Origin of the sequence: Bradyrhizobium sp. I71 (assembly GCF_022354745.1) — a bacterium.
Lineage (GTDB): Bacteria > Pseudomonadota > Alphaproteobacteria > Rhizobiales > Xanthobacteraceae > Bradyrhizobium > Bradyrhizobium liaoningense.
This window is the reverse complement of the sequence record NZ_CP059398.1, coordinates 726,098-739,463: the sequence shown is the minus strand read 5'-3', so window position 1 is coordinate 739,463 and position 13,366 is coordinate 726,098. Positions and strand designations below refer to the sequence as shown.

The window sequence follows — 13,366 nt, the reverse complement described above, 5'->3', positions numbered from 1 at the left end:
CTCCATTGAAACAGAGCATCTGGATCGGCTGGGATCCGCGCGAAGCGGACGCCTATGCGGTGGCGCGTGGGTCGTTGCGGCGGCATATGACGCTGCCGCTGCAAACGCGCGGCGTCGTGCTGTCCGAATTGCAGCGGGCGGGGCTCTACAAGCGGCCGATCGAGATGAGGCTCAGCGCAGCCGATCGGCCGATCATGTGGGATACGATCTCGGATGCGTCGATGGCGACGCAGCATGCCTGTGCGCGCTTCCTGGTGCCGCATTTGGCCGAGACCGGCTGGGCCGTGTTCATGGACGGGGATATCCTGGTCCGCAGCAACATCTGCCGGTTGTTCGACAAGCTGGACCGCGCCAAGGCGGTCTACTGCGTCAAGCACCGGTTCGATCCGCCCGCCGGCGTCAAGATGGATGGCCAGCAGCAGACGCGTTACGCGCGCAAGAACTGGAGCTCGGTGGTCGCGTTCAACTGCGACCATCCGGCGAACCGGGCCTTGACGCTCGATCTGATCAACGGCGTACCAGGGCGAGATCTTCACGCCTTCTGCTGGCTGGACGACAGCCTGATCGGCGAACTGTCGCCGGAGTGGAATTTTCTGGTCGGGCACACCGACCCGTCGATCGAGGCCAAGATCGCCCACTTCACGGACGGCACGCCGTCCATGGCCGGTTATGAGAACGTGCCGTTCGCGGACGAGTGGCGCGCCGAGCTGGAGCGATGGGCCGCGTGATGACTGGCGCCGGCGAACTCCGTCACCGCGTTGCCTTCGATCGACGTGAGAGCGCCGACGACGGCTATGGCAACACGCAGGCCGATTACGTCCAGCAGTTCGTGGTCTGGGCCGGCGTCAAGGCCCGCTTCGGCGGCGAGGAGGTGATGGCGGCTCGACTCTCCGGCCAGCAGCCGGTGACGATCACAGTGCGGCGGAGCTCGCAGACGGCGCAGATCAAACCGGACTGGCGAGCGCGCGATGCGCGGACCGGCGAGATCTACAACATCCGCTCGATCGCGGATCCGACCGATCGCAGCGCTTTCCTCGAGCTGCTCTGCCAGAAGGGCGTTGCGACGTGAAGACCGTGCGGATGCATCGCAGTTTCGATTACCGCCCGCGCGCCGGCGTGATCATCGCCTACGCCGCCGGCCGGACCTACCAGCGCGTTCCGGAGGCCGCGGTGCGCGCGATCGTTTCAGCTCAGGCAGGAGAGATTTATGGCAACGAAGGTCGAGGGCCGCGAGCGGCTGCTCGCGAAGATGCGAGCGCTTCCGGTTGAGGTGCGATCCGCGATCAAGCAGGCGCTCGCGCAGGGCGCCGACGAGATCACGGACATGCAGAAGCGCCTGGCGCCGGTCAGCGCGACGGGATCGCACGGCAATCCGCCGGGCGCGCTGCGCGATAGCATCGTGCAGACCTGGGGCGGCGACAAGGCGCGCTATTCGTCGCTTGCCGGCAGCGCCGGCGCCGGCGATCCGGATCTGACGGTCAGGATCTCGGCCGGCAACAGCAAGGTGCGTTATGCGCACCTGGTCGAATTCGGAACGTCGCCTCATCCGAATGGCGGCAAGTTCAAGGGCACGGATCATCCCGGCACGACAGCACAGCCGTTTTTTTATCCGGCCTATCGCGCGCTTCGCAAGCGCGTCAAATCGCGGATCTCGCGGGCGACCAACAAGGCCGCGAAAAAGGTTGCAGGCAAATGACCAGCCCGTCGCTCGAGCTGCAGGGCGCCATCGTGGCGCGGCTGAAGACCTATCCGGCGCTCTCTTCCATCGTCGGCGAGCGCATCTTCGACCGCGTGCCGCCCGAGGTCGTGTTCCCCTATGTGTCGTGGGGGCCGGATCAGTCTGTGTCCGACGACGCTGATTGCATTACGGGCTTCGAGGTCTCAATCCAGATCGACGCCTGGTCACGCACGGTCGGATTGCCAGAGGTCAAGCGGATTGCCGACGCGGTTCGGGCTGCGCTGCACGATCACGACCTCGCTCTGGCCGACAATGCGCTTGTCTCCATCCGGCATCGGCAGACCCGCAATTTCCGTGATCCGGATGGACTGACAAATCACGCAGTCATCGAGTTTGTCGCCCTGATCGAGCAACCCCAGTCCTAACACAGGAGAACCAATCCATGGCCCAACCGACCACTGCAAAATTCGGCAAGTTTCGCGTGCTGCTCGGCGACGGTGCTTCGCCGATCGTCTACGCGTCGCCCTGCGGCTTTACTTCGAAGTCCCTGACGCTGACGAAGGACCTGACCGACGTCAATCTGCCGGACTGCGACGATCCGGATAAGGTGGCGTGGGTCGGTCGCGATGCGGCCAGTCTGTCGGCCGCGATTTCGGGGGAGGGTGTGCTCGCCGCGGAATCGGTCGAGACCTGGCTCGATGCCTGGGAAAGTGTCGACAGCGTCCCGGTCAAGATCGAGGTCGAGTTTCCGGCGAAGACGATTACGTGGACCGGCTTCATGCATGTCGCGACCTTTACCGCCGGCGCCGAGCAGGGCGGCCGGGTGACGGCCAACATCGAAATGCAGAGCGACGGCGAGCTCGATCGCGCGGTGACGCCTTGAGTCGTGACGCGTCAGTGACGCTCGACTGGGCGGACGGAACGTATCATTTCCGTCTCGCCTGGGGCGAGCTCGCCAAGCTGCAGGAGGCCTGCGACGCCGGGCCGTTCGTCATCCTCGACCGGCTGCACAGCAAGGCCTGCAGGCTCGAGGACATCAGCAGCGTGATCCGATGGGGCCTGGTCGGCGGCGGCAAGTCGCCGGTCGAGGCAACGAAGCTGGTGCGCCTCTACGTCGAGGATCGGCCGCCGGCGGAAAACCTGCTCTATGCGATCTCGATCCTCTCTGCCGGCTGCTACGGCGCGCCGGAGGAGGATATCGAAAAAAAATCAGGGGCTCCGGATCGGGGGGAGGGACACGCGTCGACGATCTCCCCAATGGAAAGATCCGGTTCGGAGTCATCTACGGCGCAGCCGGAAAACTGAACCTGTCGCCGCAGCAGGTCGACGCCATGTCGATGTGGCAATTCTACGCGCTGATTGCAGGGCAGATCGACGGCGGCAATGGCCTGAGCGGCGCCGAGGCCGATGAGCTCTGGGACTGGCTCAAGTCTAAGGAATAGCTTTCGTGGCAACCGATCTGGAACGCCTGGTCGTCTCGCTCGAGGCGAATATCTCCAAATATGAGAAGTCGCTGGCGAAAGCGGTCGGTCAGACCGATGCGACCGCAAAGACGATCGAGGGGCGATTCAAGCGGATCAATCCGAGCGTTGCCGACAACTTTCTCAATTCGTTTAGCCGCGGCCTGGTCGGGGCGGCCGCCGGCGCGCTGGCGCTCGAGCAGTCGATCGTCGGGATCCGCCGGGCGATCGGCGAGGTCGACGATCTCGGCGACATGGCCGAGCGGGTTGGCCTATCGACCGACGCGATCCAGGCGCTGCGGCATACGCTCGGCCAGGCCGGGGGCGACGCCGAGCTCGCCGATCGCGCGTTTGACAAGTTTTCCGACAGCATCGCCAAGGCATCGCTCGGGAGCGGATATCTCGCCGAGCTGTTCAAGGCGAACGGCGTGGCGCTGCGCGACAGCAGCGGCACCTTGCGCGAGAACACGGATCTGCTGGTCGATTTCGCCAGGCTGGTCACGAATGCCGAGACGCCGCAGGAAAAGCTGCGTCTCGCAACGGAGGCATTCGGCCGCCAGGCCGGGCCGAAGATGGTAGGCACGCTCAAGGAAATCGCAGAGCAGGGCCTGCCGGCGCTGATCGAGAACGCGCGGGCCGCCGGCGTCGTGCTCGACCAGGGACTGATCGACAAGGCCGGCGAGCTCGACAAAGCGTTTCGCAAGATCGAGGAGCGGGCCTCGACAGCATATAAAAAAATCGCCGTTGATTGGGGCGGGCCGGCGCTGCTCGAGACCTTCAAGGGTCTCGAGATTGCCGTCAAAATGTTCGCGCTCAGTTTCGACCTGCTGGCCTCTGGCCGCGTGCGCGAGGCGATCGGATTGATCGACCGCTTTGAAGCCGCCAAGCAGCGCATGACGGTCGGCGGGGAAGGCGTCCAGATGACGCAGGAGGATGCCGGCAAGTTCTATGACGCGGTCGGCATCCAGCCGGAGCGGATCCGCGTCGACGGCGGCCGTAAAACGAAACTTCCCGCCGACACGGGCGGCGTCGACAAGGCCGACGCATTCGAGCGCGAGGTCGAACAGACCAAAAAGCGCATCGCCGTGCAGGAGGCCGAGACCGCGGCGATTGATCTCGGCACCTACGCGCGCGAGCGGGCGCGCAAGACTGTCGAGCTCGAGACGGCCGCCAAGGCGGCCAACAAGCAGGCCGGCCTCGATGCGAATACAGTCACGGAAGCGCAGCGCGTGCAGATCGATGCGCTCGCCGATGCCTATGCCAAAGCCAAGGCGGCGGCCGAGGATGCAAACGGGCCGCTGCTGAGTTTTGCACGGGCGGCGCGCGATACGAATGCGCAGCTGCAGGGTGCGGGGCTGAGCGGTCTGCATTCATTCGAGGATGCGCTGCTCGGTGTCATCACGGGGACGGAGAGCGCGGCCGATGCCTTCAAGGCAATGGCGAATTCCATCATTGCCGATCTGGCGCGCATCGCGATCCGCCAGGCGATCACAGGGCCGATTGCCGGCGCGCTCGGCGGCCTGTTCGGCGGCGGGGGCGGCGGGGGCGTCGGGACCATGCAGATCGGGTCGCAGCTGTTTCCGAAAATCGGGTTCAACGCGAACGGGACCGACAATTGGCGCGGCGGTCCGACCTGGGTCGGCGAGCGCGGTCCGGAGATCGTCAACCTGCCGCGCGGCGCGCAGGTCATTCCGAACAATGTCGCGCGCCGGGCCGCGTCGGGCACCACGATTCAAAACACGTTCATGGTCTCCGGCGATGTCTCGCCCGGCACGATCGACAAGCTCGAGGCGGCTGTCGTCGCCGCGCATCGCAAGGTTGACCAGGTCAATCGCGTTCTGGTGACGACGCAACGGATGCAGACGACGGGGGTCGGTTGATGGGCGATGTCGAATTCCCGCGCGCGCTGCTGCGCGAGCGGTCGCATGCGTGGAATCTTGCCGGCGTCGCCGTTGCGGGCGGGGCGATCGCGAGTGGCGTCGGTACGCTGACGCGCTCTGATGGCGGCGGCTACTGGACCTGCCAGATGTCGGAAATCGGCCTGTCTGGCCGGTCCGGCCAGGCGGTGCCTGATCGTGGCCGCGATCGTCAGCGGATCTCGACCTTGCTCTGGCGCGCCGTCCGCCAGGTCGCCGCCGGCGGCGTGACAAATCTGATCGTGCCGCGCAATGATGCTCTGTTCCGGCCGTGGCCGGAGGGGACGGCGCAGGCGCCGGTCGAGCTGCCGCACAGCGACGGCGCCTGGTTTTCGGATGATGCCGGCTATTACCAGCCCACGATCGATATCGTCGCGGCCGGCGCGGCCGCCTTGCGGGCAACCTCGCTCGAGATCGAGATCGCCAATTCCGGCGCGCTGCTCGGCGGCGAGAGTTTCTCGATCGAACATCCGACCTGGGGCTGGCGGCTCTATGAGATCGCGACGGTCGACATGGTGTCGGACGGCGAGGCTACCATCACGTTCAATCCGCCGCTGCGCGAGGCCGTGGCATCAGGCGAAAGCCTCGAGTTCGACCGGCCGCGCTGCCTGATGCGGCTGGCGCAGCCGTCGTCGATGGATCTGCGGATCGTGCCGTGGACGTTCAACAGTGCAAGCGTCGATTTCGTCGAGGCGCCGATCACATGACATTCTCCGACGAGGAGCTGACGCTGCTGCAATCCGGCGTCGCCAATCTCGGGATATTCTTTCGCCTCGACGTCGAGCCGGAGCCGGTGCGGATCTGGCTCGGCTTTGGCGCGATCGAGCCGGGCGTCAACGTGTTTGATCCGGCCGGCGCGCGGTATCTCGGAATGCGTGTCCTGCTCGACGTGCCGCAAATCTCGCAGCTGCTCAACGGCGCGGCCGAGCGCGTCGAATTCGTCCTGTCGGGCGTCGCCGGCGCCGTCGCAACGATTGCGTCCGGTGACGACGCCGAGCAGGTCAAGGGAAGGGCGGTCGTCGTCGGCTTCGCACTCATGGGCGTCGACTTCCAATTGATTGGCCCGGTGCATTGGCTGGCCTATTACGTTGCGGATTTTCTTGGGGGCGAGCAGGTCGCGGCCGCCGGCGGCCTGATCACGCGCACGCTGACGCTGTCCTGCGGCACGCGGTTCACGGGTCGGCGCCGGCCGTCCTTTTCCTACTATTCCGATGCGGATCAGCAGGCGCGCTTTCCTGGCGATACGTTCTGCGACTTCACGGGAAAATATGCGCACGGATTCAGCAAGAAATGGCCGATCTTCTGATGCAACTCGCAATCTATCTCGAGCGCGTCGCCGGGCGCGATTGCGCCTATGGGGTTCATGACTGCGCGACGCTGATGGCCGACTGGCTGATCGCGCGCGGCTATCCCGACGCGATGCCGGACCGTCGCGGCACCTACGCGACGGAGGCCGAGTATAGGGCCGCGATCCGCAGCGAAGGCGGGATGGTGGCGGCGTGCCGGAAGCGCTTTGCGCGGGTCGGGCTCGCGGGGGTCGCGCAGCCGGCGGCCGGAGACGTCGCCCTGGTCCTGGCGCCGAACGCGCGCGGCCTGCGCGTTCCCGCCGGCGCGATCGCAATGGATCGAGGACGTGTTGCGCTGTTGTCGTGGCCGCGCGGTGTCGTGGTCGCGACGTTGCCTGTCCTGGCGGCGTGGAGTGTCGGCCGTGGCTGAGACGGTTGGCGCGCTCATTTTCGCCTCGATCGAGGCTGCCGGCGTAGCCGGCGCGGCTTCTCTCGGAACGACGGCCATCGTCGGAACACTGACGGTCAACGCTGTTGTTGGTGCGGCCGTGCTCACGGCCGCGACGATCGGGCTGCAATATGCGCTCAACAATCCGCAGGTTCCGAAGCCGGAGAACGGCGCGCAGGTTCTCCGGCAGGCTGTGCCGCCGCGGCAGCGGGGTTATTGGATCAACAGGCTCGGCGGCGCCTATATGTTCTATGAGGCCGACAGTCCACCCTCGCGCTCCTATGATGTCATTGCGTTTCACTCCGGGCCGGTCGAGACCCTGCTGTCGCTGTACCTGGGCGATGATGTCGTAACGACGACGCCGTCCGTCCTCACGGGCGGCGCGGGCAGCGTGGATGCGCTGTCGGACGGCAGCTACGGAGGCAATGTTGCGATACAGACGCGGCTCGGTGGCCTCACGCCGGCGCCGATGACCAGCATGCCTGCGAATTGGGATTCGGCGCATGTCGGCAATGGCATTGCCTATGCGTCGGTCATCTGCACCGCGCCCGGCAATCCTGAGGATTTCACGAAGAAATTCCCGCGGGGCCGGCCGGATCTCTCCGTCGTTGCGAGGTGCGCGCCCGTTTTCGATCCGCGAGACGGCGCGCAATCGCGATCCAATCGGTCCACCTGGCTGGCGTCACCAAACCCGGTGTTGCAGCTGATGGACTACATCACCGAGGCGGACGGGGGTATGGGGGAGGAGTTCGACGTCCTGTTTCCGCCCGACGTGCTGGCGCAATGGATGGTCGAGGCGGAGCTCTGCGACAACGATGTCGGCGGCCGTCTGCGCTACAAGTCGGCCGGATTTTACCAGTTCGATAATTCGCCGGAGAACGTCGTCAACAAGATCCTCGCGACCTGCGACGGATGGATGGTGGAGAATGGCGACGGCAGCCTGGCGCTGACGGTCGGCGTCTACCGGGATCCGGTCGAGCCGCCGCTGACGTCGGATCATATTCTGGGATGGAGCTGGCGGCGCGGCCAGGCCGACGAGGAGTCGGTCAATCAACTCGACGTCACCTATACCAATCCGGATCTTGCCTACACGACCGACCAGATTGATTCGGTCAGGGATGAGGCGGCGATCGCACGTGCCGGTATCGTGCGTGCCAAGCCGCTCGACCTGTCCTGGGTGCAGGATGCCGACCAGGCGGCGACACTTGCGGGGCGCGCGCTGCTGCGCCTCAATTCGGCGATGGCTGGAACATTCGTGACGACGCTCTATGGCCTCCGCTATCTGGGTCAGCGCTGGGTCCGGGTGCAGCTTCCCGCGGTGCGGGGGCTTGAGGATTGCGTCGTCGAGATCCAGGACCGCGGCGCGATCGATCTGGTGAACGGCCGCGTGACCTTCTCATGGAATCTGGTCGATCCCGACGCGTTGCTAGCCCTGCAATAGCAATCTGCTTTTTCCTGTAATCAAAGAAGGCCTGCCCGATGGCGTTGCTCAAGACTGCCGCTGAAATCTTTCGCCGCTACGTGACCGCCGGCGTGCCCGCGTCAGGGCCGAATCCGGTCGTCAAGGACGATGTCATCGCCTGGGGAACATTCCTCGAGACGATGCTCAATGCCGGTGCGGGCGCCGCTGGCCTTGCTTACGCCACGCTGTCCGCACTCAGCGCGGATCTGACCCACGGCGCCAATACGTCGGCTATCGTCTATAACGACGTGAGCCCGGGCAACAATGGCTTCTACGTCAAGTCCGGCGCCTCCGGTGCGGGATCATGGTCGCGCGTCGGCGATCTTCCCAGCGTGATCGTGCCACTGACGGTGACGGGCGGCACGGCGAACGCGATCGTTGCGACCGGGCCGGAGACGCCGCTGCAGCCGGGCCGCAAGCTGTTCCTGTTGACGCCGATTGCCAACAACACCGATGCGACCACGCTGAACTACAACAATCAGGGTGCGCTGCCGGTTCGCTCGGCGTTCGGGACCGCCCTGATCGGCGGCGAGCTGCTGATCAATTCGCCGATCCTGATGCTTGGCGCGGCCGATCACTTCACGCTGCTGTTGTCGACCAATGTCGACGCCGACGGCATCCTCGCCTCGGCTCAGGCAGCGCAGGTGGCAGCTGCGGATTCCGCGTCGGATTCCGCGGACAGCGCCACCCTCGCGCAAGGCTATGCGTTGGCGGCGGATCCAATCATCCGGCCGGCTTATGGGCCGGTGGCTTCGCCCTGGCCTTACTTCATCGGTGACAGCCTGTTCACCAATGCCCATGCATCGCCGGCGCTACCGGCATTGATTCAGGCGGCGAAGGGCTGGGGAACGATCGTCTCCAATGCCGTGTCCGGCGCGACCGTCGCCGACCAGGCCTCGATCTACGGCTGGCAACGGTCGCCGTCGGTCGCCAACCCGTCGTTCGTCTGGCTGCTCACCAACGATTGCATCCTCGACGCGAGCGATAACCGCAAGACCGAGCAGACGTCGCTGGAAGGCCTGCGGGCGCTGCTGTGCCATCTCGCCATTCCAACGGCAAAGCGCGTCACCGGCCAGGCTATGAGCGTGGCCGCCGGTGCATGGGGCAACATCGGCAGTACGCTGGATCCGGGCGGGACGACGACCACCACCAACGGCGCCGTCAAGCGCGCGACGGTCTTCGGCCGGCATGTCGTCGTCGCCGGTTGGGCCAATACGACATCTAACGGCATCGGCGCGGTGACTATCGGCAACTCCGACCACTCGGCGCCGATCGTCGAGAATACCATCTCCTTCAAGCGGCCTGCGATCCTGTCCAATTCGCCGGGCGGCTTCCCGACGCAGACGATCCCGTTCGTGCGGATCTACAAGAACGTCGGGATCGACGACAACTCGAAGCTGGAGGTCTCGGTCGCCAATCTTGCCCCTACCGGCGCCGGCAACGACATCTTCATCAGCTATGTGGCTGGCCTGTCCGGCGCGCAGAACGAGGCCATGCCGCTGGTGAACGTGTTCAACCTGCACCACTTCTCAGGGGTGGGCGAGTCGGCTCAGGGCACCAACGCGACGCGGCGCGATCGTTTGAACGTCGGCATAGCGAACATCGTCGACGAACTCGTCGGGCTCGGCTTGTGGGTCGTGCCGGTCGATGCCAAGAGCGTGCTGTGGGACACATCGCTGCTCGATACCGATGGCGTGCACCCGATCAATTCCGGCAACGCGGCGCTATCTACCGAAGCGGTGACCGCGCTCGACAGCGCGCAGAGCTACTACAAGAAGCGTCTGTCACAGCGAAATGCTGCCGACGTGATCGACACAATCGGTTCGAGCTTGGTCGTCCGCGGCGCGATGGTTGTCGAGGAGTTTCGCCGTGTCCTCAAGTCAGCGAATGCGGTCGGGTCGGGCTTTTCCGCTCACAACAACAACACCAACCAGGGCGTTGCGGCATCGACGTTGACGACACTGTCGTTCGGGACCGAGTTCTATGACATTGCCGGCGACTTTGCCTCGAGCACCTGGACGCCGGGGGCCCGCAAGATCGAGATTCGCGCGGCAGCGACATTCCAGGTGACTGTCGATCAGGCGCGATACGAGCTTTGGGTTTACAAGAACGGCGTCGCGCTTCATCGCCTGGATGCGAAGCACGCCTCTGGCACCAGCGAGCTGCAGGTTGGCGGCGTCGCGTTCGACATGGCAGACGAGGGCGATACGTATATCATTCGCGCCTATCAAACGTCAGGCGTTGGCGCCACGGTCGATGGGCAGAGTACCAAGACCTATTTCATGGGAACGAGCGCTCATTGACGCGCGCGACGGCTACTAGAAAAAGTGAATTCGTCCCGTCGCCTGGAGATATCCGACTATCGTCGCAGCCAGCGCGACAAGGATGCCAACGTCGAACAGGAACTCCTTAACGGCCTTGTTAATCTCCTCCTCAGTCGGTTCTGGCTCGTCCGGGTCGGGCGGCGTTTCCATCGAAGACATGGTGAGGAGTGGCCTTCTTGCCTCGCATGGCGGGAAGCTTCCCGCTGATATTTGTCGCACCGATTGCGGGGTGTGCGGCGCTCGACTTTTAGCTGCCGCAACCTACCCGGGCAATACGGAATAGCGCGCTGCTCGCTCTTCTTCGGCCATCCCTCAGAAAGGATTTCCCATGCCGCAATCGATCACGGCTGCGCAACTGAAGGCGATCGCCGGCGCCGGCGCGCGGTCCGACTTGGTCGCGGCGATCGTGCGTGGCTGGCCCAATGCAGTCGCCAAGGCCGGGCTGACGACGCGCCTGCGCGCGGCGCATTTCCTGGCGCAGATCATGACCGAGACCGGTGGCCTTCAGATCCTCGAGGAGAGCGGGGCCTATCGGGCCGCGCGGATCATGGAGATCTTCGGCGTCGGCGAGCACAGCGCGGCGGTGACCGCGACGGAGGCGAAGCGCATCGCGGCGCTGCCGGTCGCACAACGTGGTCCCGTGCTGTTCAACCGGGTCTATGGCGTCGGCAATCCGACCAAGATGCGGGAGTTCAACAACACCGGGCCGAATGACGGCTGGCTCTACCGCGGCGGCGGCATGATGCAGGCCACGGGCAAGAGCAACTACGCGAAGATGGCGAAGAAGACCGGACTGCCCCTGGTCGAGCATCCGGAGCTACTTCACCAGCCGGATTCGGCGTTCATGGCCGCCTATCTCGAATGGGCGCAGGATGGCCGCTGCAACGCGGCCGCCGATCGCGACGACGTTGTCGAGGTCCGGTGGATCATCAATGGCGGCAGGAACGGCCTTGCCGAATGCCGCAAGTACCTCGCCAAGGCCAAGCAGGCGCTGGCGGATTATTCGGCGGCGCCGGTCGCGTCTTTCGTCGCCATGGATCCGGCGGCCGAGCAGGACGCGGTCGCGGTCGAGACGCAGGACGATCCGGCGTCTGCACCGCCGAATGTGCAGCCGCTCGATCCTGACGTGCGCGGCGATCCTGTGCTCTATGACGTGCAGAAGCGTCTCAAGGCGCGCCGCTACTCGCCCGGCGTGCTCGACGGCCGCTGGGGCAGCGGCACCTCCGGCGCGCTCAGCGGCTTCATGAATGACCGCGGCCTGGCGCTGCCGCTGCCGACGTCGGTCGAGACGTTCCATGGCATTGCCGATCAGGTGCGCGATGAACTGACCGAGGCCGAGGCCGAGAACTGGTACCGGCCGGTCAGCGAAGCACGCGCCGCGGCGGACCCGAAGGTGGTGACGCAGCTCGCGCCAGAGGTGGTGCCGGCCAAGCGCAACTTCCTCACGGCGCTGTGGGGCTCGATCGTGGCCGCCGCGACGGCTGTCGTCCAGTGGGTGAGCAGCACCATCTCGGACGCATGGGACTTCTTCACCGATCATCGCGACATCGTCGACGATCACCCGGGCCTGGTGTCGACGATATGGGGACATGTGACGGCGTTGCCGGTCGAGATCTGGTGGCTGCTCGGGGCCGGCGGGCTCGCCTTTATCGCCTACAATTCCTGGCGCGCGATCAAGACCTCGACGCTCGCCGTGCAAACCGGAGAACGGCAATGATCTATCTCAGGGGCGCAATGGCCCTGCTTCGGGCCTCAGGCCTGGTGACAAAGCTTCTCGTCGCCGGCGGGCTGCTGCTGGCGGTCGTGACCGCATATGGCGTCTGGCATCACAAGGTTTACCGCTCCGGCTACGTTCGCGCGCTCGCTGACATTGCGGCCGAGGATAAGCGGGCGATCGGCGCCGCGACCGAGCTGCGCAAGACCTGGCGCGAATGCCGCGACCGCGGCGGACACTGGATCCAGAGCGAGGGGAGGTGCTCATGATCAGGATGATCCCGATCGTGCTGCTCGGCCTTCTGCTGGCGGCGTGCGGCCACGGCGGGCCGGCCTCGATTGCCGGCGGCGAGTGCAAGATCTTCGAGGCGCCGCAATACGAGGTGCGCGGCAAGCGGCAGTATGACCAGGACTGGATCGACAGCCAGGTCGAAGGCGGCGTCGGCGGCTGCCGCTGGAAGCGTCCGCAGCCGCGGCCGGCCTCGATCGACGCGGCGCCGGCGCCGCGGCCGGCAGTCGCAAAACCGGCGAAGCGCCGCGGCATCGTCGCGCGGATCCGCGATCGCGTGATGCCGGCGAAGGAATGGCCAGCAGCTGCGCCGCCGATCGAGCCGGCGCCGGTGGTCGTGCCTCCGCCTGCGCCGGCGCCGCGGCCGCCGCGCAGCGCGATCGACCGGCTGCTGTCTCCGCGCGACGACGATTGAAAGGTTAAGACGCAATGGACGCTGGTAGCTGGGCCATCCTCATCGCCGCGGGAGCTCTCATGTTGAACTTCGTCGACAAGATCTTTGGTGGCGGCTGGAAGCTTTCCAACCGTATTACCAAGCTGGAAACCGGCGTCGACGGTATCCAGGCCGAGATCCGTAAGCTGGTCGAGGCCATCGGCAAGATCGCCGACATGCGCGGCGACATCCGCGTGCTCGACACCCGTCTGCTAACAGCCGAGAAGGACATTCGCGAGCTCAGGCACGGTGATGGCTTCGTCCGCAACCGATCGCCGTCAGATCCTGGAATCAACCGGGAATATTGAGGCCGTGAACACCGCGACAGCGGCCGACGGCGGCCAACCCTAGAGAGCC

Annotated in this window: 16 protein-coding genes; all 16 read left to right on the top strand. The window is 65.4% G+C overall.

Going from position 1 to position 13,366, the window contains the following annotated elements; translation table 11 throughout:
* Positions 1-5 precede the first annotated feature (5 nt).
* Complete coding sequence (locus tag FJV43_RS03630) at positions 6-728, top strand: hypothetical protein (RefSeq protein WP_239624689.1); 723 nt, start codon at positions 6-8, stop codon at positions 726-728.
* Positions 728-1,069 (top strand): head-tail adaptor protein, encoded by a 342-nt coding sequence (locus FJV43_RS03625; protein ID WP_239629830.1) that lies wholly within the window; start codon positions 728-730, stop codon positions 1,067-1,069. The genes FJV43_RS03630 and FJV43_RS03625 overlap by 1 nt, the downstream gene beginning before the upstream one ends.
* Positions 1,070-1,207: 138 nt before the next feature.
* Positions 1,208-1,696: an HK97-gp10 family putative phage morphogenesis protein gene (locus tag FJV43_RS03620; RefSeq protein WP_239624688.1), complete on the top strand. Its 489-nt coding sequence runs from the start codon at positions 1,208-1,210 to the stop codon at positions 1,694-1,696.
* The gene (locus FJV43_RS03615; RefSeq protein WP_239624686.1) at positions 1,693-2,103 is read left to right on the top strand and encodes a DUF3168 domain-containing protein; all 411 of its coding nucleotides are present in this window, start codon (positions 1,693-1,695) and stop codon (positions 2,101-2,103) included. Before FJV43_RS03620 ends, FJV43_RS03615 begins: the two co-directional genes overlap by 4 nt.
* Positions 2,104-2,120: 17 nt before the next feature.
* On the top strand, positions 2,121-2,561 hold the full coding sequence (locus FJV43_RS03610) for a phage tail tube protein (protein WP_239624685.1): 441 nt from the start codon (positions 2,121-2,123) through the stop codon (positions 2,559-2,561).
* Between the two features lie 14 nt (positions 2,562-2,575).
* Positions 2,576-2,983 carry a gene transfer agent family protein gene (locus FJV43_RS03605; protein ID WP_239624683.1) on the top strand — a complete coding sequence of 136 codons (408 nt, stop codon included), beginning with the start codon at positions 2,576-2,578 and terminating at the stop codon, positions 2,981-2,983.
* A 142-nt stretch (positions 2,984-3,125) separates the two neighbouring features.
* The gene (locus FJV43_RS03600; protein WP_239624682.1) at positions 3,126-5,018 is read left to right on the top strand and encodes a phage tail tape measure C-terminal domain-containing protein; all 1,893 of its coding nucleotides are present in this window, start codon (positions 3,126-3,128) and stop codon (positions 5,016-5,018) included.
* On the top strand, positions 5,018-5,761 hold the full coding sequence (locus FJV43_RS03595) for a hypothetical protein (RefSeq protein ID WP_239624680.1): 744 nt from the start codon (positions 5,018-5,020) through the stop codon (positions 5,759-5,761). Before FJV43_RS03600 ends, FJV43_RS03595 begins: the two co-directional genes overlap by 1 nt.
* Complete coding sequence (locus FJV43_RS03590) at positions 5,758-6,360, top strand: hypothetical protein (protein WP_239624678.1); 603 nt, start codon at positions 5,758-5,760, stop codon at positions 6,358-6,360. Before FJV43_RS03595 ends, FJV43_RS03590 begins: the two co-directional genes overlap by 4 nt.
* Positions 6,345-6,770: a hypothetical protein gene (locus tag FJV43_RS03585; RefSeq protein ID WP_239624677.1), complete on the top strand. Its 426-nt coding sequence runs from the start codon at positions 6,345-6,347 to the stop codon at positions 6,768-6,770. Before FJV43_RS03590 ends, FJV43_RS03585 begins: the two co-directional genes overlap by 16 nt.
* A complete protein-coding gene (locus FJV43_RS03580) occupies positions 6,763-8,229 on the top strand; it encodes a phage tail protein (protein WP_239624675.1) in 1,467 nt (488 codons plus the stop codon). Before FJV43_RS03585 ends, FJV43_RS03580 begins: the two co-directional genes overlap by 8 nt.
* 38 nt (positions 8,230-8,267) lie before the next feature.
* On the top strand, positions 8,268-10,553 hold the full coding sequence (locus tag FJV43_RS03575; protein ID WP_239624673.1) for a hypothetical protein: 2,286 nt from the start codon (positions 8,268-8,270) through the stop codon (positions 10,551-10,553).
* A 349-nt stretch (positions 10,554-10,902) separates the two neighbouring features.
* On the top strand, positions 10,903-12,291 hold the full coding sequence (locus tag FJV43_RS03570; RefSeq protein ID WP_239624672.1) for a hypothetical protein: 1,389 nt from the start codon (positions 10,903-10,905) through the stop codon (positions 12,289-12,291).
* Positions 12,288-12,557, top strand: a complete 270-nt coding sequence (locus tag FJV43_RS03565; protein ID WP_239624670.1) for a hypothetical protein — start codon at positions 12,288-12,290, stop codon at positions 12,555-12,557. Before FJV43_RS03570 ends, FJV43_RS03565 begins: the two co-directional genes overlap by 4 nt.
* Positions 12,554-12,991, top strand: coding sequence for a hypothetical protein (locus FJV43_RS03560; RefSeq protein ID WP_239624669.1), 438 nt, complete (start codon positions 12,554-12,556; stop codon positions 12,989-12,991). Before FJV43_RS03565 ends, FJV43_RS03560 begins: the two co-directional genes overlap by 4 nt.
* Positions 12,992-13,050: 59 nt before the next feature.
* Positions 13,051-13,317, top strand: a complete 267-nt coding sequence (locus FJV43_RS03555) for a hypothetical protein (RefSeq protein WP_239624667.1) — start codon at positions 13,051-13,053, stop codon at positions 13,315-13,317.
* Positions 13,318-13,366: the final 49 nt, after the last annotated feature.

What these genes read in the sequence shown, in the direction of transcription:
- FJV43_RS03625 (WP_239629830.1), top strand. Translation starts at nt 728, where the DNA reads ATGACTGGCGCCGGCGAACTCCGTCACCGCGTTGCCTTCGATCGACGT.
- FJV43_RS03620 (WP_239624688.1), top strand. Translation starts at nt 1,208, where the DNA reads ATGGCAACGAAGGTCGAGGGCCGCGAGCGGCTGCTCGCGAAGATGCGA.
- FJV43_RS03615 (WP_239624686.1), top strand. Translation starts at nt 1,693, where the DNA reads ATGACCAGCCCGTCGCTCGAGCTGCAGGGCGCCATCGTGGCGCGGCTG.
- FJV43_RS03610 (WP_239624685.1), top strand. Translation starts at nt 2,121, where the DNA reads ATGGCCCAACCGACCACTGCAAAATTCGGCAAGTTTCGCGTGCTGCTC.
- FJV43_RS03595 (WP_239624680.1), top strand. Translation starts at nt 5,018, where the DNA reads ATGGGCGATGTCGAATTCCCGCGCGCGCTGCTGCGCGAGCGGTCGCAT.
- FJV43_RS03590 (WP_239624678.1), top strand. Translation starts at nt 5,758, where the DNA reads ATGACATTCTCCGACGAGGAGCTGACGCTGCTGCAATCCGGCGTCGCC.
- FJV43_RS03585 (WP_239624677.1), top strand. Translation starts at nt 6,345, where the DNA reads ATGGCCGATCTTCTGATGCAACTCGCAATCTATCTCGAGCGCGTCGCC.
- FJV43_RS03575 (WP_239624673.1), top strand. Translation starts at nt 8,268, where the DNA reads ATGGCGTTGCTCAAGACTGCCGCTGAAATCTTTCGCCGCTACGTGACC.
- FJV43_RS03570 (WP_239624672.1), top strand. Translation starts at nt 10,903, where the DNA reads ATGCCGCAATCGATCACGGCTGCGCAACTGAAGGCGATCGCCGGCGCC.
- FJV43_RS03565 (WP_239624670.1), top strand. Translation starts at nt 12,288, where the DNA reads ATGATCTATCTCAGGGGCGCAATGGCCCTGCTTCGGGCCTCAGGCCTG.
- FJV43_RS03560 (WP_239624669.1), top strand. Translation starts at nt 12,554, where the DNA reads ATGATCAGGATGATCCCGATCGTGCTGCTCGGCCTTCTGCTGGCGGCG.
- FJV43_RS03555 (WP_239624667.1), top strand. Translation starts at nt 13,051, where the DNA reads ATGTTGAACTTCGTCGACAAGATCTTTGGTGGCGGCTGGAAGCTTTCC.